Below are 22,550 nucleotides of genomic sequence, written 5' to 3'. Positions count from 1 at the left end.
AGTTGGAGGTTTTAAAATGCTTTTCTTAAATTATCAGCATATTCGTTCGGTAATGGGCTGTCTTCCACGGCTTTGGCTGCTTTTTCTACGTCATATTCAAACCGAATAAACTCCACTTGAATACTTTCGGGATAAAGAATGCTACTGTTATCGTTGATGTAAAGCATTACATAACAGCCTCTTGGGTCGCCGTCTTTGGGTTTGCCTACCGAGCCAATATTAATGGCGTGGCGATACCTTGTTTTATCTTCTGATGTTTCGGCTAAGGTTCTGTGGTAAGGCTTATGGGTATGTCCAAAACACATAACATCGGCGTCGGCATCACGCATGATTCTGAGCAAACTTTTTTCTTCTCTATCCTCAAACAGGTATTCGTTTATTTTTCGAGGACTGCCATGTACCAACAGAAGATTGAGTTTGTCTTCGTTAAGTTGAAACTCTACCTTGATATGAGCAGGAAGAGTGCGTAGGTATTGTCTTTCTTCATCATTCATTATTTCGTTGGTAAAAGAAATAGACACATTCCCGTTAGATTTTTCGTGGTCGGTTTTGTAAGCGCAACCACAGTCTTTGCTCATACGTCCAATGCCAAAGTCATAATTTCCTGCAATGGTTGGAATGTTGCGTTTACGAATTGCATTGGCCACCTCGTTTGGCCAAATGTTGTAGCCTACCAAATCGCCAAGGCAATAAATGGCATCGGGCTGACGGCTGTCCACATCCTGAAAAAATGCTTCTAAGGCAGGTAGATTGGCGTGAATGTCGGAGAATAAGGCAATTTTCATTGATTTAAAATATAGTGTTTGATAAACTTAACAACAAGATTGTGACTGAACAGATGCGTTTTGAGCTAATTCAGCAAATACACCAAAGTGGCTAATAAATTGGTTAAATACGTCCCAATCAATGCAGTAACAGGAAGTTTTTCCTTCGATAGTTCCTTTGATGAGTCCAATACTTTTCAGCTCTTTAAGGTGCTGAGAAACAGTAGCTTGGGCGAGCGGCAAGCCTTCAACAATTTCGCCACAGATGCAGCTTTTTTGTCGAGCAAGAATTTTTAAAATTGCAATGCGAGCGGGGTGCGAAATTGCTTTTGCCAAATCGGCCAAGGCGATTTCGTCAGCCGCAAACTCCATTTTTCGGTTGATTGCCATGCGTTTCTTATTTTATATCGCAAATATACGATGAATATATTTTTAATACACTTTTTTAACATATAATACCTAATATTCTGTAATAGCAAGTGATTATGGGTTGATAATCAGGTTAGTATATTTTTCGTTTTCCCTAAAAATCATATTGTGGGTATTTCACATGGACAGACTGGTTCAGTATGTTTATCGACTAAATTGAAAGGGGAATCTATGCGAAAAACAAAGAATGATGTGTTTATTGTTCGTTAATTTCTCTTTGTAAATACGCTTCTAATAATGTCAAGAAACGATTATTTCCAAATCAACACAATCATTCCAACAAAAATCAGTCCTGCACCGACTAAGACTTCGGGAGTCATTGGCTATTTCAGCAAAATAATATCAAAAAAGCAATGCGTTCATTTGCAAATGCAACACCGCTAAAAGTCTTTCTCGCCATACTCTGTTTTGAGAGTTTTGGTGTTCTTGCCACTATCGTTGAGGCGATAGCTAAGGCCCAACTGTACGATGCGGTCATATTTGATGTATTCGGTCGAATTGTAAAATGTATTACTTCGGGTGGTTATGGTTTGGCGGTTAGAGTCAAATATATTTTGGCATAACACATCAAGCGTGAGTTTTTTGCTGTGTATGTATTTGAGGCCAATATTTGACAAAAACAAATTACTGTCTTCGCCTTGTGCCGTTACGGTTCTGGACACATACATGCCATCCCATTGCAAACGGAGTTTGGAACTGAGCTTAAATGCCATATTGCCGTTGAGATTAAAATTTAAACTTTGTGTTGTTTGGGTTTCGGCATTTCGGATTTGGCTAATGTTGAGGTAGTACGAGTTGCCCGATAGATACCACCGCCACCATTTGGTAAGCTGCCAGTCGGTCGTAAACTCAACACCCGTCGAATTGGTATTACCCGCATTGGTGTAAATTCGTAATAACGTAATCCGATTGTAACTTTCATTGATTCTAAACACTTTATTAGCAACTCGACTATGATAGGCTGTCAGTGTAAGGCTTAGATTTTTGAATCGCTTTACATAGCCTAATTCAACATTGTCGGTGATTTCGGGTAACAGATTTGGGTCGCCCAATTCGATGGATTCTGAATGGCGACGATTCAAAAATGGTGATAGGGCCTTTGTGGTGGGTCGGTCTATCCTTTTAGAATAACTTAGCTTCAACTCTTTATCGTCACTAATGCTCCAAAGGCCCTGCACCGATGGGAAGAAGTTGAGTTGATTGAGTTCGTAGGGTCTTTGTCCAAGTTTGTGTGTCAAACTTCGACTCATTTGTTCGGCACGAAGACCAGCTTTATATTGTAGTTTTTGATATTGACCGTTTACCTGAACATATCCCGCATGAACAGTTTGATTTAGGCTGAGTTCATCTGTAAATGCTTTACTTACTTCCCATACTTGGCTCGAAAGGTTGAGTTGTTCAAAATCAAAAACGCCTTTGTGATTTACGTTGCGCCACTGATAACCCATTTCGAGCGATGTGTTTTTTTTCAGTGGTATTAAATAGTCAGCTTGTAAACGCCATGCTTGCAGGGGACTTTTTTCTTCTGAACGTTGTTGGAGGGTTAGTTTGCCAGTGGTTTCATCATCATCTCGGTTTCGCATAGGCCCACCTAACACGGAGTTTTCATAAATGGCAGTCAGTGAAAGTCTGTGTTTGTTATCAAAGGTTTTCACAAGGTCTGTTGCGGCGGTAAAGAATTGTGCTTTACGGCTGAACAAGTTTTGGTTATAAAAAAATCGGTCGGGCGAAGTGTTAATGTTTTGATAGAGGTTGGTAGGTTTCGTGAGCGAAAACTCTTGATAGTGCATATTGGCGATACGGTCGTTTTGTCGGTAACCATAATAGGCATTCGTAGCAATCACAAATGTCTTATTAGGCATGTAGGTAGTTCCACCTCTGATGCCATAAATCCATTCCATGAGGGGGCGTTCGCCGTACCAAGCCGAACGAGTGAGGGTATCCTTAAATAAGGTTCTGACTTCTCCGTTTCGATAGCCATTGATGTCATATCGGCGATAATTGGCACTTACAAATGTCTGCCATTTTGCTGTATTTTTTTGAAAGGTTAAATCGGCTCCATGCCGCTCAGGGTTGATGTTGCTCAAATTGATGTTAGCTCCCAAAAACCAGCTATTTGTCACATTCTTTTTGGTGATAATATTGATGATGCCTGCTTTGCCTTCGGCATCATAACTGGCTGATGGTAAAGATAATACCTCAATACTTTCGATTAAATTGGCGGGTAGTTGCGCCAATACATCGGCAGGTGATTGATTGGTGAACTTGCCATTGATGGTTACTAAAAATTCGGCGTTGCCTCGCATCAAAATTTGCCCCTCGGTGTTGATAGTTACCGAAGGTAATCGTTGCAGTACGTCTAAACCCGTACCCGTTACAGTATTGCCCAGCTTACTGACGTTGAAGGTTTGTCTATCAATCTTTACGCTATTAGCTGCTTTTTCGGCACTTACTACTACGTCGGCTAATTGGGTGGTGAGTGACCTTAACTCAAAGTCTAAAACAACCAAAGTGTTGCTTTTATCCATCATTATTAAAGAGTCAATACTTTGATAACCAACGTATTGGATTCTCAAAAAAACAGGTAACTGTTGGGTTGATTTTAGCTCATAAGCCCCTTTTTCATCACTCAACGTTCCCACCAATAGCTTTTTGTTTGCGTCGTGCAGCGATACGGTCGCAAAAGCTAAGGGTGTAGCGTTGGCTTTATCCCTAACTTTTCCTTTTATCAACAAGGGAGTTTGGGCTACAAGGTATAGAGGACAAAGGAAAAGTAAGAGTAATAATGGTTTCATGCGTTTGGGAAACAATATTCATTTCCAAATTAACACAATCATTCCCACAAAAATCAGTCCTGCACCGATTAAAACTTTGGGAGTCATTGGCTCTTTCAACAAAAAGAAGGAGAGCAAAAGGGTAATGATAATGCTGGCTTTGTCAATAGCCGCCACATACGACACCAACCCATCTTTCATGGCTCGGTAGTAAAACACCCAACTAACGGTGGTGGTAATACCCGATGCAACAAGTAGAAGCCATTGCTTTTGGGTAAGTAACCCAAAATCTTTGTACTTGCTGCCTACTACATTGATGAGGGTAATCAGAAAAAAGATAACGGTGGTTCGGATGCCTAAACCCAAATCAGGGTGAATGTTTTTCAATCCATACTTGGCAAGCACCGACGTAAAGCCCGCAAATATCATTGAAAGAATGGCGTAAATAATCCAAGTTTGCATAATTAAACAACTATCAAAACGCTGTTAAATCTTAGAAACAGCCTTTCCACTGGCGTCAAAGTAGAGGTCTTTACTACCCACTTGGGCTTCATAGTAAGTCTTGCCACCTTTTTTGATTTCGGCTTCTACTTCTTGCTCGATGCCTTTGGTATCAAACACCACCGAAAGCCCCTTGCGGTTGTTCTTAATAGAGGCTTCATTGTCATTTACCAAAGTGACACGAAGATATGCTTTAACAAACGAAGGCTTAATGGTTTGGGATACTTTGCTGGCATTGATTTTCTGGGCATTAACGCCGAAGGCAGTTGCTGCGGTAATAGCAGCCAAAATGCAGGTACTTTTCATCTTAATGGTTATTTTAAAGTTAAATGACGATACAATGTTACAGTCCAAGTCATCTACTTAAACCTCAACGTCTGCGCATTGATAGCCACAATAATTGTACTCAAACTCATAAACACAGCACCGATGGCGGGTGAGATAATTATTCCTGGTATAAAACCCGTGGCTAAGGGTAATGTAATGGCGTTGTAGGCGGTAGCCCAAATTAAGTTTTGAATCATTTTTTGGTGTGTAGCACGTCCAAATTGAATCAGAGAAGCTACATCTTTCGGGTCGCTGTTTACCAAAATGATATCGGCTGTTTCGGCGGCTACATCTGTACCTGAACCAATGGCGATACCTACGTCGGCTTGGGCGAGGGCAGGGGCATCGTTCACCCCGTCGCCAGTCATGGCTACAAATTCGCCTTTTTGCTGTTGTTCTTTTATTTTTTCTAACTTTTGATGGGGCAACACTTCGGCCATGTAGCCTGTCATGCCTAATTTTTGGCTGACGGTTTCGGCTACTTTTTGATTGTCGCCTGTCAGCATGAACGTTTTTATGCCTTGCTTTTTTAAGATTTGGATAGCCTCGGCGGATGATTCCCTGATTTGGTCAGCAAGGGAAATAAAGCCAGCTAATTGGTTGTCAATCAACACAAAAACGACCGTTTCGGAAGCGTCAGCGACTGCCCCTTCTGGAATATTAAGGTTGTTTTCTCTCAAATAACCTGGGCTTACAACCCATACATTTTTTTGATTCACTTTTCCCGAAACACCTTTTCCTGTAATTGCCTGAAAATCCTCTACATTTGGGATGGATACTTTTTGGGCTTTTGCTTCGGCAATGATACCCGTAGCAATGGGATGCTCTGAGTTTTGTTCCAACGCTGCTGCCAACGCCAAAAGGTCGTTTTTGGTAAGATTAGACAGAAAACTACTTATACGAGTGACTCCAAAAATACCCGTGGTGAGCGTTCCTGTTTTATCAAAAATAAGCATCGAAATCTTTCGGGCATTTTCAAAGGCGGTGCGGTTACGAATCAATAACCCATTTTTGGCCGCAAGGGAGGTAGAGATAGCTACTACCAGCGGAATTGCCAAACCCAAAGCATGAGGGCAGGAAATAACCATGACCGTTACCATACGCTCCACGGCATACGCCCACGATTGCCCCATAATAAGCCATGCTGTCAACGTACCAAAACCCATTACTAAGGCAACTATGGTGAGCCAAAAGGCAGCACGATCTGCCAGCCTTTGCGTGTTTGACTTGGTGTTTTGGGCATCTTGCACCATTTGGATCACCTTAGCAAGGTAAGTTCCTTCGCCCGTTTGTTCTACCTTTATTTCGAGTGCACCGTTTCCGTTCAAGGCTCCTGCGATTACTTTTGCTCCCGCTTGTTTGAGGACAGGGGCGGATTCACCCGTAAGCATGGACTCGTTGAGGTAACTTTCTCCTTTCAAAACCGTACCGTCCACGGGAATCTTTTCGCCTGGGCGTACCAAAATCTGAAAGTCTGGTTTTACTTCTTTCAAAGGCATATCGTGTATCATTTCCCCGTGTATCACGTGGGCTTCGGCAGGAATCATTTGAATGAGAAGTTCGAGAGCTTTGGAAGCATTTGCCACGGAACGCATTTCGAGCCAATGTCCCAATAACATAATCACAATCAGCGTGGCTAACTCCCAAAAGAAATCCATGCCCTGAAAGCCGAAAACAGTGGCTACGCTATACACAAAAGCAATGGTAATGGCCATGGCAATGAGGGTCATCATGCCAGGACGATGGCTTTTGAGTTCATCCATACACCCTTCTAAAAAAGGTTTGCCACCATACCCAAACAAAACCGACGAGAGTGCCAAGAGCAGGTATTTTCTTCCCACGAAATCTAATTCAAAACCCAACCAATGTTGAATCATGTCAGACAGCACCAAAATCGGGATTGTCAATCCTAAACTTACGTAGAACCGCTGTTTAAAATCTTCAATCATGGCTGAATGGTTATGTCCCATTTCGCCATGTTTCGGATTACTCTCATGCCCGGCGTTACTACTATGTTCGTGATGACCCGTGAGGTTTTCAGGCTTATCATTGGTCGAGTGATGATGTTGATGTTCCATATTGTCAGCGTTTTGAAAGAGGTGAGGGACTTACTATCTTCTTTTTACGACTTAACCAAAACAACCAAAATCCCGAAAAGACCGTTACAAGTCCTAAAACAGAAAAGGTTCTTAATATCCAATTGCCAAAGTGGTCACGGGTTTGGTAGTCCATCGTATGGAGCATCCACAAAACATCGAAAACCCGCCATTTGTTGTTTCTAAATTTCTGGACAGTGCCTAATTGGGTGCTTACATAGACTGTTGTATTAGAGGGGTGATCAAAAGTGATAGCGTAGGCAGGTAAGGGTTCTTTTCGATACTCGTGATGTCCATTGGTAGTGGTCAGATACTCCACAGACTTTACTTTTGCCTCATCAGAAAAACTGCTTTGAGCCACTTGGGTAGCTTCGGTTCGGCTCAAAGCAGGTCTTAGTTCGCCCGAAACGGCATTGGCTAATTGTATTTTTTTGCCTCGGTCATGTTCTTTGGAGTAGGTGATTTGATAGACGGGTTCGCTCAAAACCTGAATCAAGCGGGTATCGAAAATAAAATTGACTGTATCCTTTATTTTGAGTTTTTGCAAAACATCAGACAGCGGAGCTAATTGAACATTGGCCCCAATGGGATGGATATGAACTTTTTGATGGTCACCATGGACATCATCCAAATCTGACCAACTGAAATATAGTCCGCCCAGTGTCCAAAATAAGAATTGAATTCCTAAGAATAGACCTAAATACCTGTGAGATTTCCGTACGTAGTAGTGTTTACGTTTAGCCATTTATAAAACATTAGTTAATATGTAGATTGCTTGTACTTCTTTTTGACATTACCCAAAAAATCACTGGGGTTATTATTGAATAAAAAAGGAGTGTAAATTTAGTAACAGAAACTACACCGATGATTCTCCCGAGAAAGTCATAGCGAGTTGGGTAATTTGACAATATAATGTAGATGATGAGGTTTTCAAGGAGATCGGTTATTAGCCAAAGAGTAGGGAGGCCAGTAATGATTCGATTTATTAGTTTTGATTTTTTTATTCGATAAGCTACAAACTGTGCGAAGGTTAATAGAAATACAAAAAATGAGACAGGAAATACTATATCAACTGTGTAAGTAAATCGCTGATATACTTTTAACCCTTCTTCGGAGAATGTTCCTATTTTAGTATAAACTTCATCACTTGAAAATAATGGTTTCTTATCAAATATTTCTTGCCCATTTAAGAGGCTGCTTACTTGCTTAGAACCCCAAGGAATTTCAAATAAATGGGTAATGATAAAAACAAGAATAAAAATTAAAAATGTATAAAGCAGCTTATTCTTAGACATCCTGTCAGGGGATGAACCGTCAGAATTATTGTTACTTCTTAACAGCTTATTTTCGCTAAAAATAATGCCGAATACAAATCCCAATAGAAATACAGTAGGGATATAAAATACGTGTTGCGTTGTCATAATCAGTATGTTTTGCAATCAAAAAGATACACAACAAAAGAACTACGGGCACCGAGCAGATTCATTGAGATGACAAAAACAATTTCTTTTTGCATTTCAAAAATTGATTTAGACGTGATGCTATTGTTTGAGTTTCCTAAATGATGAATGGGTCAATTCAATTTTCCATCCATCAGACGTTTTTATGAGGATTGAAGTGGCTACGCCCTGACTTTTTATCACGCTACTGCCTTTTGCCAAAACAATTGTATAGAGGTAGGTTTCAGTAGCGAATGCCCTGAGGTTACACACCGTTACATCTACGTTATAGTCGCTGAAAGTAAAGGTTTTAAATACCTGCAATTCGGGTCCTAAATGATGGGTCAGATAATTTTGAATTGATTCTTCATCTTTTGCCTGTTCAAACACCCTTGCATTTTTTATAAAAAGCTTCGGAATACCGGTTGTATCTAAACTTTCCAAAGACTTTTTGTAGGAATTCAATACCGATTTTACTGCCTCAACTTCGGTAATTTGGGCATTTGAGGTCATACAAGCTAACGAAACAGCAAGAGAGAGTAGTATTTTTTTCATGTTGAAAGGGGGATGAACGATTAATATTTCAATAGCAGAAGCCACTTCTGGTACGGGTGGCTTCTGCTGTATTTAAGGCACATTTCATTAAAGCGTTTCTTTAACTTTGCCGCATTTGAGCATCGCATCGCCAAAGTACGGATTGGCGATTTCTTTTTTCTCACTCAACCAATAGCCGCCTTTGTTGTCGTTTGCCATGGGGCAAAAATCATAGTAAACAGGACTGTCAGATTTGGTAGTTTTGGCAGCAGCATAGACAGCTGCTGTGAGGGGGCCTAATAGTCCCCGTTGGGTATCAATGCTTGACGCTTTGGCAATGGCATCAGCAGATTTTTGTGCATCAGCCCCTACTATCTTTCCCGCTTTCTTCAAAGCAGCCGATAGTACTTTGGCTTCGGAAGCAGCGGCTTTGGCATCAGAGGCTACCAGAGCATTCTTGACTTTAAAATAAGCCGTCAGTACGGGAGTAACACCCATTGCTGCCATATTGTGTCCTTCATGTTGAGCAAAAGTTACGCCCGAAATCAAAAGAGCAAATGCGAAAACGATTGTTTTTTTCATTGTTTTGAATTGTTTGATTGTAAAAAAATAATTGATTGAAAGTGAAATAGTTAACATACAGTTTTTGCGATTTTTTCCATGATGTGGTGACTATCACCAAACCGACAAAGGGCATCGCAGTTTTTTCTAAGTTCAGAAAACAAAATGTATTTGATAGAAACGTTGTTGCTTTTGACCGATGGACGGGCCAATTGCAAGCAAACGTCTTTTTCTCGATGGTCTGGTACGACTAAATAGAACGTTTCGTCACCGTCAGCTATGCTATATGACAAATCACTCAGACGTAGAATCCCAGAATAAATAGAGGTGCTTTTTTCTACCTCGAAAGCTGCCAGTACATTGTCTGTGCCTTTCTCGAACCAAAGCACGTCAATTAGTCGGATGGTGTTTCGGGTTTCGGAATCACACTTAATAGACGGGAAAGTAGCTTGGCATAAAAACGAAAACTTGTGTCCGTCGTAGCTTCTTGATTGGTCATTCGTGGCAGGAAAAGCGTCGTAACCCAGTGCTTGACCGATTTTCAATAGATGATACTGCATTTCGGTATGCAGGTTATCGTCCTGACGCTCGGCTTGGACTTCACGGTGGCGTTTTTCAATGAGTTTTTCCAGCTTCTGCCGTTCTTCGGCAGAGAGGTATTCGTCATTGCCTAATATCATTTTTTGTGTACCAATCTCAAAAAGCAATCCAGCCAAAGCTCCTAAGTCAGACGAAAGTTCATTGCGGTGTTCTTGGTTAGTTTTGAATATGACTTCTCGCATTTTCAAGAACTCTGCCCACGAGCCCAATTTTTTCTTGTCTTTAAACAAGTAATTGAAGCCGTTCAAAATAGCCGTATTGAACGGTGGAATCAGCGTGGGATGAAGGAAATACAGGATATTGGCCACAGAAGGCCCCAAGCCTTTGATTTTGAGTTCATCCAAGCGAATGATTTCTCGAAGCAGCTGTTCTTCTTTGGTGGCGTTGAGGCAGTTTTCCAGAAACTGCCCAAAGGCTTTTTTGTGGTCTTGGTTTTCGTAAATGTCTGGTATTCTGAGCTTGGGCTTCCAATAAAACGGGTGAGAAGCTCCCTCAAAAACCTGTTTTTGTTCGGTAATACAGTTCAATACAAATTCGAGTGATGACCCTCTGAAATCGTTAGGAAACTTGCCCTGTTTGATGTCGGCCACGATTTGCTGTACCCCCCGCCGAATGGAACGAAAGGCTTTTAGACGCTCTTCGTTGTTGATAAACCAGGTGTTATACACCGATTCTTGGTCGGACTTGTATTGACTGATGATATGGCTCAGGTTGGTGTTCATCAACAACAAGTTTTGTTTTGTTGAATAGGCGGACAGGGCGTATCTCCATAACTGCAATACACGCAGCAATCACCATGTTTTGGCCTCAAAACCGTTTTACACTGCTCACATTCGTAAAAGAATTGGCAAGCATCTGTGGGCATGGTTTCTGTTTTTTTATGACCACAGTTTGGGCAGGTAATTTCAGATTGCAAAATGATCGCTGTCATTTTATTATAATTTTATGTTTGACTACTTTGTAACCTGCTGCTTGGATATTTTGTGTAATTTGGCTGACAGTTGCTTGTTTAGCGTCGAACTGTATCATTGCACGGCCATTTGTATAAGACACTTCTGACGCAACTACACTTCTAAGTTTTTGAAGTTCAGTTTTGATGTGTTGCTCGCATCCTGCACACGTCATTCCTGAAATGGTAAACTCAACCTTTTTTATCTTATTCTTTTCGCTTACAACCGCCTGATTTTTATTGTTTTGAAAAAGAAGATGTGAATAGCTGGGAAATGCTAAAAGCAAAAAAGATAGCACAGTTATTATACCCAAAAATGATTTAGAATCCCAAAAAGGTTTTTTGCTATCGTGTTCACAATCGCAAGAAGCTCGTTTTTGGGGAGTGAGTTTTTGATACCAAGCAAAGCCGAGAATCAATAAGGTTGCACCTATAAAAAAGGGTCTTGCTGGTTCAACCCAAGAAAAAGTTGAAACTATTCCACTCGTACCTGCAAAAATTGCCAGTATTGGCATGATGCAACAAAGAGAGGATGACAAAGCCGTAAGCAGGCTTAAATTTGAGAGAGAAAGTAGTGTTTTCATTTTTTAGCTCTAAATAGTTCCAATGTTCCAAATACAGTTCGGTATTTTTTTAACACCTTGGCACTTAAAAAAACCGCTCCAAGCAGGTAGGATGGCATCAGACCCGACACATTGCCACGGGTAGTTTTAAAACCGTCTAACAATTGTACACCGTAAAATAACGCCCTCATTAGGCTATTTTCGGCTTTTCCCCAATCTGCTATATACAACTCGCCATCAAACTTCAAAACCCTCTTGATTTCTTTGAAGGCATTGGCTTTCTGAATGGGAGTGAGGTGATGAAATACTAAACTCGAAATCACTCGGTCAAATGTCTCATCGGGATAAGGCAGTTTCATGCCGTCATATTGGTCAAGGCGAATAGGGTGTGGAAAATCTCGTAATTTATGCTGGGCAATTGCCAGTACTTCTGCATCTACATCCACACCCGTGATAAATGCCGAAGGGTATTTCGATTTAGTCATCATAGAAAGCGTGGCCGTTCCACACCCAAAGTCAAGGATGTGGAATTCGGTTTCGATACCCGCTTCTTTGATGAGGTCTTGTTTGAATTGCTTTTCGGGCATTGTCCATTGAATCAACGGGTCATATACTTTTGTCAACCAGTTGAATCGTAGGGCAGGGATGTAAGAGGTATCGCTCATAGATGCGCTCGTTTTTAGTGCTTATGCTCCATTGCTCCACCGTGCATTTTGTTCATGTCAGCAATAAACGCCTCTGCGATTTTGGCAGCAGTTTCGTTTTTATCAGCCCGAGCTACTTCTGCCGATTTTTTTGCTGATTCTATCGCTTCGCTGTGTTTGCCAGCTTTCATCTGGATTCGGGCTTGGGTCATCAAAAAATTAGCTTTGGCTTCTTGCGCCGTGGTTTGCTGAATCCACGCCAAAGCTTGGTTTATGTCTTTGTCGTTTTCGTAGTAATAATTAGCAGCTTGAAACAACAGCATGGGACGAGTACCTTTTTCATCTACAATTTTCTTCTTGATGTCGGCCATGATTTTTTCATCGGCAGTCGTTTGAATCGGAATTTTCACCGAGGTATTTTCCCAAGTCAAATACAGATTGGCGTTGTTTTTAGCGATGTCTTGAACTTCAATGGTAAAGGCTTCATAAAAACGATTCGTCGTTTCAGGTTTGGCCTTGAATCGTACCAAGTCTTTTGCTTGGTTGTACCCACCTGTACCGTGCATGGTCGTATCACGATTCAGCACAATCGTCCATTCATCCGCAGCGGGGATTGAGAAAAGCGAATAGTTTCCTGCGGGTACTTTTTGGCCACCAATGGTAATGTCTTCACTAAATTTAATGGTTGAACAATCGCCTGCACCTGTTCGCCAGAGTTCACCATTATAGGGGACTAAACCGCCCATGATTTTGCGTCCACGAGCCAAGGGACGTTCGTATTTAACTGTAATTCGAGCAAACCCCACTTGTTGTGTAAAATGTGCTTCGGGGCTGGCTGGGGGAAAGTTTAATTGGGCATTTGCCGAAAGGCTTGCTGCTAAAAGTGCGAGAATAAGTGGTTTTTTCATTGGGCCAAGTTGTTTATATAAGTGATGATTAGATTTTTTTCTTCTGAGGTAAGTAGGGATTTTTTATGAACCATACTATAAAATGGCAGAGGCATTTTGTTTTGCTCTATTTGGTTCTTCATTGACTTCAACTTACTGATTTGTTTTCTTTCTGAGTAAGTCCCAAATTCACTGAAATTCAATTTCTTTTTACCCTCTTTGATGTGCTTATTTAATAGCCAACCCAGCGGTTGGATGGATGAATACCACGGATATTCGGTGTTGTTGCTGTGGCAATCGTAGCAAGCTCTTCTAAGAATATTACCTATTTGAGTTGGCACTTCGTGGGTTTTAATAAAATCGGTAGCCATAACATGATTATCATTATTGGAGTCAGGTCGTATGAACTGTATTCCTACCAAAATGATAAATAGCCATACTACTATTTTCTTAGAAGTCTTCACGTGTATGGCTACTTTATTTCTTCTTGCACTTTCCCACAAGACGACATCTCTTTACCCATGTAAGGATTTTTAATTTCTTTGGTTTCGCTTAACCAAAACGCCCCGTTTTTGTTATTGTACATGGGGCAAAAGTCCTTATAGAGTGGCTTTTCGCTTCCGAATGCTTTCACCAAATCGTATATATCCCCACTTAACATCTCAAAATGTTCTCGTTGGTGGTCTATATCTTTGGCATTTTCAGCAATGTGTTCGACGTTCTCTTTGGCATCTTCTTTTACGGCATCATATACTTTCTTTTGATTAGCCGTAAATCCCGATTCATCTAAACCGCTTATCGTGGTCATCATTGCATTTGCGGCTGATTCTGCATCAATCGCATTGTCGTTTGCCAGCGCATTTTTTAAATCCAAATAGCCAGCAACGATTTTTTGTACAGATGCTTTTTCATCTGTTGTGGTTTCGGGTGTGGTCGCTGCAATAGTTTCATTAGCAACTTCTTTTTGTTCTTTCGTTTGGTTGTTGCAAGAGGATAATAAAGCCACACTGATTAAGGAGAGTGCGATTAGGGTTTTCATTTTTGTAGGTTTTGTGCCATCCTAAAATAGAAGTGTATTTTAGGATGGCGGGTTGAAGTCAGTTGAATACAAAAAAATTAGTGTTTCATGTGGCTGCCATCGGCTTTCTTACCCATACCATTTTGAAAACAGTGGAGCGCACAGGCAACACCTTTTAAGCTATCGTGTACGTTTCCAATTACTTTTCCCTTGGCATCTACAATGTCGCAAGTTTCGTCGGGATTATCCTTGATGGTAAATTCTAACTCTCCCTTGGCATTGTAATAGCTTTTTCCATCCTTTCCCATTCTGCCCATTTTTTTGTTGGTCTTTGCATCTATCAAATTACCTTCACCATCCACAAAAGCAATTTTGTGGCCGTCATGGTCTTTGATGATTTGGTCTTTGGTTACCAAACCCACACTGGTGCCTTTGCTGTCCACCACCTTACCATCTTTGCCGATGCTAAAAGGATGTTTGTAATCAGATTGGGCAAAGGCAAATGTTGATACAATAGATAATAGGGCGATAAAAGCCCCGATTCGGAATAATTGGTTTGTTTTCATTTTGATTGAAATTGATTGTTAATTAAAATTTTAAAATTGGTTCACTTCTGGAAAGTTACGAATAGAACCAGCCCTCCTAAAATGATAATAATCATCCATTTGAGATACTTTTTCCACTTTTGAAGTGGCTCATTTCTTGTTTGACAACATTCTTTCATGGCCTTACATGATATGCCCCTCCATCGGATTACTGCCTTTTTTAAAAATGTATTCGCTGTTGAGCAAATACGCTCCCGACACCACAACTTTTTCACCTGCTCGCAAGCCATCGGTGATTTCCGTATAGTCTTTGTTGGTCGTGCCGATGCTCACCATGCGGCTTTCAAAAGCACCGTCAGCGTTTTCTAACCAGACCGTAACGCCGTTGGTGTCCTGAATAAGAGCATTAGTGGGTACAGCTATGGTATTTTTTACCTTGCCTTTCAGGGTGATGTAGGCTTGCATTCCTGTCTGATACTCCCGTTTGCCATTTGGAATGTCCACCCGAATTGTGACGATTTTACTCGAAGGCATCAACTCAGGATTGACAAAATTAACCCGCCCCTTAATGATGCGGTCAGCATAGTACGGAATCTCTACAAGAGCTTCCTTTGTTTGATTGAGAAATGGCAATTCTGTTACGTACAATTGTGCCTCTGCCCAAAGTGTACTGAGGTCAGAGAGCTTCAAGACAGTACTGCCTTCGCTAAGGTATGAACCCTCTTCGGCAAGAACTTCACTCACTACACCTGCGTATTGACTATTGACGGTCAGCTTGTTGTTGGGTTGTTCTGCCTTCTCTAATTCAGCAATTTGGGCATCGGTCATTCCCCAGAGCATCAATTTATTCTTGGCAGCTTCAACTAATTGTTTGAAGTTGATATCTGTATCTTTCAGCACTTTCTGTTTTTGCGAAGCAATCAGGAAATCCCGTTGCGAAGCCGAGAGCTCTTCGCTGTATATCTCATAAATGGGCTGTCCCACTCGTACAAATTCGCCTATGTTGCGTACCAACAGCCTTTCAATGCGTCCGGGTATCCGAGCCGTGACGGTTGAGAGTTTGTCTTTGTTTTCGGTGAGCATGGCCGCCAGCGTAATTTCTTCACCGAGTGGCCGCAGGGCTACCGTTTCTACCTGTACGTTTGCCAGTTGTTTTTGCTGGTCGCTTAGTTTTAACCCCTGATTTTTCATGTTGGGGTCAATGACAATTTTGGTCAAAGCCATCTTGCAAATCGGGCAGGTACCAGGCTTTTTTTCCATCACCTGTGGGTCCATTGAGCAGGTATAAAATACATTATCTGCTACTTTTTCAGTGCTTTTGGGCTTACAAGATTCCCAAAGTACCGTTAGCCCCATTAAACCTGCGGTATTGATAAATGCTCGTCTTTTCATCGCATTGATAGTTCGTTAGATTTTACAAAACTTTCGCTGTCCATAAGGAATTGTGCGTTTTCAGCAATCGTTTCTTGACTCGAAAGGCCAGATAGTACCTGAATCCAGCCCCCTTGTTGTAGTCCCGTTTTGACTGTACGGGAACGGAACGCTCCCTTTTCCTGCACAAATGCGGTTTTGGTTCTGCCCATATCAAGTAAGGCGGTCGTCGGCACCCACAAAGCTTCCTGACTGCCGGCATTGATAGATGCTTTGACCAATGAACCAATTTTCAATTTGCCATTTGGATTGCTCAGATATACCCTTGCCTGTGGGTTGCGATTGTTGGCCGAAATCATGGGTTCGAGGTAGTTTACTTTGCCGAAAAGTTGGGTTTCTTCGTTGTTTTCCAACATAATCATCACCGACTGCCCTACTTTTACTTTGGGTACATCAGTTGGGTAAAATTCAAGCATTGCCCAGACCGTACCCGTGCTTTGCACATCGAATAAACGTTGTCCTTTTTGCACATACATTCCTTCTTTGAGGGTCAATTCACCGTTTTGAGCGACAGGTGGCGGCGCAATTGACGAACCGGTTTTTGAACTGCCCATCCCGCTGCTCATACTGCCGCTTCCACCCGAAGGTGAAGGCATTGGGGCAGACCCTCCAACACCACGCTCGACAATCACACCATTATACGGGCTGTAAATGCTCAATTGCATCGTTGGTTTTTTGCTTTGCTCAACAGCCTTTATTTGCTCAGAAGTCAAGCCCAACAGCGATAATCGTTGTCTGGCACTTTCTATTAAAACCTGATTATCAGCGTCGTTTTGTAAAAGAAAAATTAAGTTTTGTTGTGCTGTTACAATTTCGGGACTGTAAATGTCCATGATTTTCTGGCCCTTGCTCACCGCTTGGAATGGATATCGCACGTACAGTCGCTCTATTCGACCACCAAAGCGGGTGGCAATACTGTTTAGAGCCTGTGCATCATAACTCAAAAAACCGAAGGCATTGACGACCAGTTTTTGGGAGCGTTGTTCAGGTTGGGTGGTTTTTACGCCACTCAGCACATACTCATAAGTAGGCTTCACCAGAATCGCTAAACTGTCATTGGGTGAAAGGGCTTCACTCTCGATAACACCTCCTTTTTTTACTAAGTCCATCCCACAAATCGGGCAAGAACCTGCTTTGTCTTTCTGAATTTGAGGGTGCATAGGGCAAGTATAAACGGCTTTTTCAGCCGAGACAGCTTCTTTTTTTTCGACTAAATCCATACCACACACGGGACAGGAACCCGGTTTATCGTAGGTTTTCTCGCCCTCACATTTCATGGTACAGTAATATTGCTTGCCTGCTTTTTTCATTTGCCCCATCATAACCGTTGCTGTATCGCCGTGGGTTTGGTGGTTAGGCACTTTTACCAAATCCATACCGCAAACAGGGCAGGATCCTGGTTTGTCGTAGGTTTTGTTGCCTTCGCATTTCATGGGGCAGGCATACACATCTTTTGGTTTGTCTTCGCCTTTTTGGAAATATTGGTTGATATACTGGCAACCTGATAAACCAAGGAATAAGACAAAAATCAGCCAAACGAGGCGGTTATCTTTTTTCCAATTCTTTTTCATATTCTACCTGTGCTTGCAGTAGTTGTTGTAATAAATCTAACTGGTTCATACGAGCCATTTTGAGCTCCATCCACGCATCAAGTACCATGAACAATTCGTCGGTATTCTGTTCATAAGCCAACAAGGTGCTTTGATAGCGTTTCCGAAGGGCAGGGAACTGCTCGTTTTCGTATTGCTTGATTTGAGTTTGATACGACTGCATCATTACCTGACGATCAGCCAAATTCCCCAAAATCTGATTAGTCAAACCTTCACGTTGTTTATTGTAAGCTTGTCGTTGATAATCAAGCCCTTTAATATTGGCTTTAATTTGTCGGCTTGACCATTTGGCAAAAGGAATCGTGACCATACCCATGAGCGTAAATTGCCATTGGTTGCCAAAAGCGAACATGTGGCCGTACTGTACACCGAACATGGGTTTGAGCTTCTGAAATTCTACCTCCTGTTTGTAGCGGGAAATGGTCAGGCTTTGGTCAATCACTTTTAAATCACTGCGGTTTATTACAGCGGTGGTATCCAAATTTAACGGCGTATTTGGGTACAAATAGGCTAACGAAAGTGTATCAATCTGAAAGTCAGCGGCTCGGTCTTGTAGCATGAGCGTGTTGAGCATTACTTTTTGCTGACGAATGTCACCGTCGAACATTAGGTTCATGCGATCTAAATCCAAAAGTGCGGCTTTGGCTTTATAAATACTGCTTAATTTTTCCTGATTGTATTTGTAGCGAACCTCTGCCGACTCAATCATGTATCTGAGTAGATTTTGACTTTCTTTCAACACATTTTTCTTTTTTTCTAATACTAACCAACGGTAATAGGCCATTTTAGCTTCGGCGAAAAGCATATTTCGCATTACGCCTTTTTGAGCGACTTCCATACCCGACATGGATTTCATGTAGCGTTCTTCGGCATCCAGCATTTTACGATTGGGTATCATCTGTTCTCCCTGAACCATAAATGACCCCATACCCTGATTCATGCCTTCGTGGTATAATGCACCTGCTCGACTCCACATCATATAGTTGTACGGAGTCATAAAGAATCCCGCTCCAAATTTGGGCGCTTCCCAGTTTCGAGCGCCTTCGGCGTAAGCATCCAGTTCTTTTACTTTGGCATCCATCATTTTCAAATCGGGGTGAGTTTCCTCAATTCGATGAAGAATATTTTCCAGCGAAATATTTTTTTGTGCCAATATGGGCGATATTGAAATCAATAACAGCCACAAAATCAATAGCTTGTTCATTGTTTTTCGGTTAATGATTGGCTTCGAGAATGTCTATTTTTCCCAGCTTTCGTAATTCATATTCTTTTGCCATCAGGAAAATAAGCGGTGTAACCAAGAGAATATGCGTAGAGGAAGTGAAAACGCCTCCAATCATTGGCAATACAATGGGTTGCATAACATCACTGCCTACGCCCGTTGACCATAACACAGGTACTAAACCAAAAAGTGAAACGCAGACTGTCATTAGTTTGGGACGAAGGCGTTTGGCTGCCCCCATAACCACGTATTCTTCTAAGTCTTTTTGGGTGATTGTTTCTCGTGAATTTCCTTTCAAAGCCACGAGTTGCTGCATGGCATCGTTCAAGTAAATCACCATGACGATCCCCGTTTCGACCGCTAATCCAAACAGAGCAATAAATCCAACGGCTACCGCTACCGAGAGGTGAACGCCATAGAAATAAATCATGTACGCACCACCAATCAAGGCAAAAGGCACGGTAATAAGGCTTAAAAATGCCTCTCGAACGGATTTAAAAGCGAAGTAGAGCGAGGCAAAAATGATGATGACAACGATGGGCAGAATCATTTTAAGGGTACGTTCCCCCCGAATAAGGTTTTCGTATTGCCCACTCCATTCGATAAAATAACCCGCAGGGAGCTTCTTAACGGCAGCATCTAATTTCTGACGGGCTTCTTCTACGGTGCTTCCCAAATCTCGTTCCCGCACATTGAATAATACGGTTCCTCGGAGTAAAGCATTTTCGGAGTTAATCATCGGTGGCCCTTCCGAAATCTTCACATTAGCAACGGCGTCTAAGGGAATCGGGCCGTAGCCTGCCGTTTGCACCTGCATTCGTTTCAATGCTTGTATGTTGTTTCGGAAATCTTGGGCAAAGCGAGCATTAACAGTAAAGCGTTGGCGGCCTTCTATGGTAGTAGTCAAAATCATTCCACCCAAGGCACTTTCTACAATCATATTTACGTCATCTACACTTAATCCATAGCGTCCGATTTCTTCTTTTTTCACAACCACATCAATGTATTTCCCCCCCGTGATAGGTTCAACGTACAGGTCTTTGATACCATCAATACCCACTAATTCTTTTTTGAGCCGTTGGGCAACCGAAGCAATTGTATCTAAATTTTGCCCATATACTTTTAAACCTACATCGGTACGAATACCCGTAGAGAGCATATTGATACGGTTGATGATGGGTTGTGTCCAGCCATTGGTTACGCCAGGAATTTGCAGCTTGGCATTGATGTCATTAATAATGTCATCTTTGTTCATGCCCTTCCGCCATTCTGATTTGGGTTTGAGCAGGATGATGGTTTCCAACATACTGATGGGCGAATTGTCGGTAGCGGTGTTTGCCCTGCCAGCTTTGCCCAATACGTGCGTAACTTCGGGTACGGTTTTAATTAGCTTGTCCTGAACCTGCAACAATCGTTTTACTTCTGAATTGGAGACATCTGGAAGGGTTACAGGCATGAAAAGCAACGAACCCTCATCGAGCGGAGGCATAAATTCTGTACCCAGACTCATCACCAAGGGCACACTGATGGCCAATGCAATAATATTGACACCAATTGTTGTCTTCCTCCATTTGAGGCAAATCCGAATAATAGGTTCATAAATACGCTCTAAAAACCGAGTAAGTGGGTTGGCATTATCATCTTTGAAACGACCTCTCATAAAGATAAAAATCAACACAGGAGCAAGAATAATTGCCAGAAAAGCATCTACCAGCATGATAAATGTTTTGGTATAAGCCAATGGATGAAACAACTTGCCTTCTTGCCCTGAAAGCATAAAAACAGGCAAAAAAGAGGCGATAATGATAATAGTAGAATAGAAAATGCCTCTTGACACCTGCTTGGATGAGCGCTCAATGATTTCAAACCGCTCTTCTTCGGTCAATTTGGTAGCTTCCCGCATGGGGTTGGGCTTTCTACTAAATAACTTCTTAAACAGGCTCATTCGTTGATTGATTTTTTAGGTATTCCATTTCTTTTTCACGTTGCCGAATGGCTAAATTTCGATAGGCATTTTCTGCCATGACAATCCCATTATCTACAATTACACCAATGGCCAAAGCAATGCCCGTCAACGACATAATGTTGGAGGACACATTGAAGGCATTGAGTAAAATAAAACCTGTGGCTATCGTAATGGGGATTTGAATGATAATACTAATGGCACTTCGCCAGTGAAACAAAAAGAGCATAACCACTACCGAAACAGTAATCATCTCCTCAATCAATGTATTGGTAATGGAAGAAATCGAAGCTTCAATCAGTTCGCTGCGGTCATAAGAAACCTTGAATTTTACGTTGGGAGGCAGCCCCTTTTCTACTTCCTGCATCTTGGTTTTTACCCGTTTGATGACGGCATCGGCATTTTCACCATAACGCATTACAACAATACCTCCTACGACTTCCCCCTCCCCATCTTTGTCAAAAATACCCAGACGTAAATCGCCACCCATTTGTACCGTAGCGATGTCCCGTACCCGTACCGGCACGGAGCCATAATTGTCCACAGGTATATCTTCGATGTCTTTAACATTTTTAATATAACCCAATCCCCGCACGATGTAGGCCATGTCTGACATTTCAAATTTTCGACCGCCTACATCATTATTATTCTTACGGATGGAATTGAGAACATCCATCAGTGGCACGTTGAAATAATTGAGTTTGTAGGGGTCAATGTTGATTTGGTACTGTTTGCCAAAGCCGCCGAAAGAAGCCACTTCACTTACTCCTTTCACGGTTTGTAAGGCAAATTTGACATACCAATCCTGTAAGGCTCGTTGCTCACCTAAGTCCATGCCTGGGGCTTCGAGGTGATACCAAAAAATGTGTCCAACACCCGTGCCATCTGGCCCCAACGTAGGAGTAATACCCTGTGGAAGCAGTCGCTGGGCATAATTGAGCCTTTCCAAAACCCGAGTTCTTGCCCAATAAATATCCACGTTGTCTTCAAAAATGACATACACAAAACTCATCCCGAACATAGAAGTACCCCGCACATTTTTGATATTGGGTATTCCTTGTAAGTTGGAAACTAATGGATAAGTAATTTGGTCTTCAATGAGTTGCGGACTACGGCCCATCCACTCGGTAAAGACAATGACTTGGTTTTCGGAAAGGTCAGGGATAGCATCAATCGGGTTGGTTCGGACAGAATACACGCCCCAAGCGAACAAGCCCAACGCCAATACCATCACAATCAATTTGTTGTGCAGAGCAAAATGAATGAGTTTTTCTACCATACTATTTTATTAAATTTTTCCGTTTTAGCTTCTATTTTCCAGTCAAAAGCATTCCTTTGATGATGCCATTATCTTCCCATACGCAGAAAGCCTGTTGCTCATTGAGCATGGTCACTTTCGGAAATCTGCCAATACCCAAACTCGTCGGTTCTTTCTGCCCAGCCTGACTGATCCAAATTTGACCTTGATTTTGCCATGCGATAAACGTGTTTTGGTTACTGGTCGCAATGGAAGCATTGCGACCTTGTGCAAGGACTTGCTCGGGTTCGCCCAGCTTTGCAGTGAACAACTGATTTTCTCGCCGCCATACCGAGGTTAATATACCCCTTTCATTTAGGCTGATACCTCCACCGTCCATTGGGCAAGCGTTCAGTTTCCATGTTCCATTTCCCATTTTTACGGCGGGTTGAAAGG

At 41.9% G+C, this 22,550-nt stretch carries 23 protein-coding genes and 1 pseudogene; all 24 read right to left on the bottom strand.

What is annotated here, in order from left to right:
* Positions 1-11: 11 nt before the first annotated feature.
* Positions 12-785, bottom strand: coding sequence for a metallophosphoesterase family protein (locus K339_RS0108960; protein ID WP_028523303.1), 774 nt, complete (start codon positions 783-785; stop codon positions 12-14).
* A gap of 27 nt (positions 786-812) precedes the next feature.
* Entirely contained in the window at positions 813-1,154 is a 342-nt protein-coding gene (locus tag K339_RS0108955; RefSeq protein WP_028523302.1) for an ArsR/SmtB family transcription factor, read from the bottom strand.
* A 419-nt stretch (positions 1,155-1,573) separates the two neighbouring features.
* On the bottom strand, positions 1,574-3,988 hold the full coding sequence (locus K339_RS0108950) for a TonB-dependent receptor (protein WP_084332154.1): 2,415 nt from the start codon (positions 3,986-3,988) through the stop codon (positions 1,574-1,576).
* Positions 3,989-4,006: 18 nt separating this feature from the next.
* Positions 4,007-4,429: an EamA family transporter gene (locus tag K339_RS0108945; protein ID WP_028523300.1), complete on the bottom strand. Its 423-nt coding sequence runs from the start codon at positions 4,427-4,429 to the stop codon at positions 4,007-4,009.
* A 24-nt stretch (positions 4,430-4,453) separates the two neighbouring features.
* Complete coding sequence (locus tag K339_RS0108940) at positions 4,454-4,774, bottom strand: hypothetical protein (protein WP_028523299.1); 321 nt, start codon at positions 4,772-4,774, stop codon at positions 4,454-4,456.
* A 53-nt stretch (positions 4,775-4,827) separates the two neighbouring features.
* Positions 4,828-6,873, bottom strand: a complete 2,046-nt coding sequence (locus K339_RS0108935; RefSeq protein ID WP_028523298.1) for a copper-translocating P-type ATPase — start codon at positions 6,871-6,873, stop codon at positions 4,828-4,830.
* Positions 6,874-6,877: 4 nt separating this feature from the next.
* On the bottom strand, positions 6,878-7,636 hold the full coding sequence (locus tag K339_RS0108930; RefSeq protein ID WP_028523297.1) for a PepSY domain-containing protein: 759 nt from the start codon (positions 7,634-7,636) through the stop codon (positions 6,878-6,880).
* Between the two features lie 10 nt (positions 7,637-7,646).
* Positions 7,647-8,312, bottom strand: coding sequence for a hypothetical protein (locus K339_RS0108925; protein ID WP_028523296.1), 666 nt, complete (start codon positions 8,310-8,312; stop codon positions 7,647-7,649).
* A gap of 120 nt (positions 8,313-8,432) precedes the next feature.
* Positions 8,433-8,885 (bottom strand): nuclear transport factor 2 family protein, encoded by a 453-nt coding sequence (locus K339_RS0108920; protein WP_028523295.1) that lies wholly within the window; start codon positions 8,883-8,885, stop codon positions 8,433-8,435.
* An 87-nt stretch (positions 8,886-8,972) separates the two neighbouring features.
* On the bottom strand, positions 8,973-9,446 hold the full coding sequence (locus K339_RS0108915) for a DUF3347 domain-containing protein (RefSeq protein ID WP_013931251.1): 474 nt from the start codon (positions 9,444-9,446) through the stop codon (positions 8,973-8,975).
* A gap of 50 nt (positions 9,447-9,496) precedes the next feature.
* Positions 9,497-10,747 carry a type II restriction enzyme NmeDI-related protein gene (locus K339_RS0108910; RefSeq protein ID WP_028523293.1) on the bottom strand — a complete coding sequence of 417 codons (1,251 nt, stop codon included), beginning with the start codon at positions 10,745-10,747 and terminating at the stop codon, positions 9,497-9,499.
* Positions 10,747-10,956, bottom strand: a complete 210-nt coding sequence (locus K339_RS37860; protein WP_084332152.1) for a GDCCVxC domain-containing (seleno)protein — start codon at positions 10,954-10,956, stop codon at positions 10,747-10,749. The genes K339_RS0108910 and K339_RS37860 overlap by 1 nt, the downstream gene beginning before the upstream one ends.
* Entirely contained in the window at positions 10,953-11,558 is a 606-nt protein-coding gene (gene merTP, locus K339_RS0108905; RefSeq protein ID WP_028523292.1) for a mercuric transport protein MerTP, read from the bottom strand. Before merTP ends, K339_RS37860 begins: the two co-directional genes overlap by 4 nt.
* Complete coding sequence (locus K339_RS0108900) at positions 11,555-12,202, bottom strand: class I SAM-dependent methyltransferase (RefSeq protein WP_028523291.1); 648 nt, start codon at positions 12,200-12,202, stop codon at positions 11,555-11,557. The genes merTP and K339_RS0108900 overlap by 4 nt, the downstream gene beginning before the upstream one ends.
* 14 nt (positions 12,203-12,216) lie before the next feature.
* Positions 12,217-13,089, bottom strand: coding sequence for a DUF2911 domain-containing protein (locus K339_RS33065; protein ID WP_051397896.1), 873 nt, complete (start codon positions 13,087-13,089; stop codon positions 12,217-12,219).
* Positions 13,086-13,532, bottom strand: a complete 447-nt coding sequence (locus K339_RS0108890; protein WP_028523290.1) for a heme-binding domain-containing protein — start codon at positions 13,530-13,532, stop codon at positions 13,086-13,088. The genes K339_RS33065 and K339_RS0108890 overlap by 4 nt, the downstream gene beginning before the upstream one ends.
* An 8-nt stretch (positions 13,533-13,540) precedes the next feature.
* Positions 13,541-14,107: a DUF3347 domain-containing protein gene (locus K339_RS0108885; protein WP_028523289.1), complete on the bottom strand. Its 567-nt coding sequence runs from the start codon at positions 14,105-14,107 to the stop codon at positions 13,541-13,543.
* 77 nt (positions 14,108-14,184) lie between these two features.
* Positions 14,185-14,652, bottom strand: a complete 468-nt coding sequence (locus K339_RS0108880; protein WP_028523288.1) for a hypothetical protein — start codon at positions 14,650-14,652, stop codon at positions 14,185-14,187.
* Between the two features lie 162 nt (positions 14,653-14,814).
* Positions 14,815-16,023: an efflux RND transporter periplasmic adaptor subunit gene (locus K339_RS0108875; RefSeq protein ID WP_028523287.1), complete on the bottom strand. Its 1,209-nt coding sequence runs from the start codon at positions 16,021-16,023 to the stop codon at positions 14,815-14,817.
* Complete coding sequence (locus tag K339_RS33060; protein WP_051397895.1) at positions 16,020-17,633, bottom strand: heavy metal-binding domain-containing protein; 1,614 nt, start codon at positions 17,631-17,633, stop codon at positions 16,020-16,022. The genes K339_RS0108875 and K339_RS33060 overlap by 4 nt, the downstream gene beginning before the upstream one ends.
* Positions 17,608-18,876 (bottom strand): TolC family protein, encoded by a 1,269-nt coding sequence (locus K339_RS0108865; RefSeq protein WP_037299783.1) that lies wholly within the window; start codon positions 18,874-18,876, stop codon positions 17,608-17,610. Before K339_RS0108865 ends, K339_RS33060 begins: the two co-directional genes overlap by 26 nt.
* 10 nt (positions 18,877-18,886) lie before the next feature.
* Positions 18,887-20,839 carry an efflux RND transporter permease subunit gene (locus tag K339_RS38010; protein ID WP_028523285.1) on the bottom strand — a complete coding sequence of 651 codons (1,953 nt, stop codon included), beginning with the start codon at positions 20,837-20,839 and terminating at the stop codon, positions 18,887-18,889.
* Positions 20,826-22,136 carry an efflux RND transporter permease subunit gene (locus tag K339_RS38005; RefSeq protein WP_028523284.1) on the bottom strand — a complete coding sequence of 437 codons (1,311 nt, stop codon included), beginning with the start codon at positions 22,134-22,136 and terminating at the stop codon, positions 20,826-20,828. The genes K339_RS38010 and K339_RS38005 overlap by 14 nt, the downstream gene beginning before the upstream one ends.
* A gap of 31 nt (positions 22,137-22,167) precedes the next feature.
* Positions 22,168-22,550 (bottom strand): annotated as a pseudogene (locus tag K339_RS0108850) (exo-alpha-sialidase); the annotation flags it as partial.

Source organism: Runella limosa DSM 17973 (genome assembly GCF_000482465.1).
GTDB lineage: Bacteria > Bacteroidota > Bacteroidia > Cytophagales > Spirosomataceae > Runella > Runella limosa.
The sequence above is the reverse complement of the archived record's forward strand: the minus strand, read 5'-3'. Positions and strand labels throughout refer to the sequence as shown.

What these genes read in the sequence shown, in the direction of transcription:
- K339_RS0108960 (WP_028523303.1), bottom strand. Translation starts at nt 785, where the DNA reads ATGAAAATTGCCTTATTCTCCGACATTCACGCCAATCTACCTGCCTTA.
- K339_RS0108955 (WP_028523302.1), bottom strand. Translation starts at nt 1,154, where the DNA reads ATGGCAATCAACCGAAAAATGGAGTTTGCGGCTGACGAAATCGCCTTG.
- K339_RS0108950 (WP_084332154.1), bottom strand. Translation starts at nt 3,988, where the DNA reads ATGAAACCATTATTACTCTTACTTTTCCTTTGTCCTCTATACCTTGTA.
- K339_RS0108945 (WP_028523300.1), bottom strand. Translation starts at nt 4,429, where the DNA reads ATGCAAACTTGGATTATTTACGCCATTCTTTCAATGATATTTGCGGGC.
- K339_RS0108940 (WP_028523299.1), bottom strand. Translation starts at nt 4,774, where the DNA reads ATGAAAAGTACCTGCATTTTGGCTGCTATTACCGCAGCAACTGCCTTC.
- K339_RS0108935 (WP_028523298.1), bottom strand. Translation starts at nt 6,873, where the DNA reads ATGGAACATCAACATCATCACTCGACCAATGATAAGCCTGAAAACCTC.
- K339_RS0108930 (WP_028523297.1), bottom strand. Translation starts at nt 7,636, where the DNA reads ATGGCTAAACGTAAACACTACTACGTACGGAAATCTCACAGGTATTTA.
- K339_RS0108925 (WP_028523296.1), bottom strand. Translation starts at nt 8,312, where the DNA reads ATGACAACGCAACACGTATTTTATATCCCTACTGTATTTCTATTGGGA.
- K339_RS0108920 (WP_028523295.1), bottom strand. Translation starts at nt 8,885, where the DNA reads ATGAAAAAAATACTACTCTCTCTTGCTGTTTCGTTAGCTTGTATGACC.
- K339_RS0108915 (WP_013931251.1), bottom strand. Translation starts at nt 9,446, where the DNA reads ATGAAAAAAACAATCGTTTTCGCATTTGCTCTTTTGATTTCGGGCGTA.
- K339_RS0108910 (WP_028523293.1), bottom strand. Translation starts at nt 10,747, where the DNA reads ATGAACACCAACCTGAGCCATATCATCAGTCAATACAAGTCCGACCAA.
- K339_RS37860 (WP_084332152.1), bottom strand. Translation starts at nt 10,956, where the DNA reads ATGACAGCGATCATTTTGCAATCTGAAATTACCTGCCCAAACTGTGGT.
- merTP (WP_028523292.1), bottom strand. Translation starts at nt 11,558, where the DNA reads ATGAAAACACTACTTTCTCTCTCAAATTTAAGCCTGCTTACGGCTTTG.
- K339_RS0108900 (WP_028523291.1), bottom strand. Translation starts at nt 12,202, where the DNA reads ATGAGCGATACCTCTTACATCCCTGCCCTACGATTCAACTGGTTGACA.
- K339_RS33065 (WP_051397896.1), bottom strand. Translation starts at nt 13,089, where the DNA reads ATGAAAAAACCACTTATTCTCGCACTTTTAGCAGCAAGCCTTTCGGCA.
- K339_RS0108885 (WP_028523289.1), bottom strand. Translation starts at nt 14,107, where the DNA reads ATGAAAACCCTAATCGCACTCTCCTTAATCAGTGTGGCTTTATTATCC.
- K339_RS0108880 (WP_028523288.1), bottom strand. Translation starts at nt 14,652, where the DNA reads ATGAAAACAAACCAATTATTCCGAATCGGGGCTTTTATCGCCCTATTA.
- K339_RS0108875 (WP_028523287.1), bottom strand. Translation starts at nt 16,023, where the DNA reads ATGAAAAGACGAGCATTTATCAATACCGCAGGTTTAATGGGGCTAACG.
- K339_RS33060 (WP_051397895.1), bottom strand. Translation starts at nt 17,633, where the DNA reads ATGAAAAAGAATTGGAAAAAAGATAACCGCCTCGTTTGGCTGATTTTT.
- K339_RS0108865 (WP_037299783.1), bottom strand. Translation starts at nt 18,876, where the DNA reads ATGAACAAGCTATTGATTTTGTGGCTGTTATTGATTTCAATATCGCCC.
- K339_RS38010 (WP_028523285.1), bottom strand. Translation starts at nt 20,839, where the DNA reads ATGAGCCTGTTTAAGAAGTTATTTAGTAGAAAGCCCAACCCCATGCGG.
- K339_RS38005 (WP_028523284.1), bottom strand. Translation starts at nt 22,136, where the DNA reads ATGGTAGAAAAACTCATTCATTTTGCTCTGCACAACAAATTGATTGTG.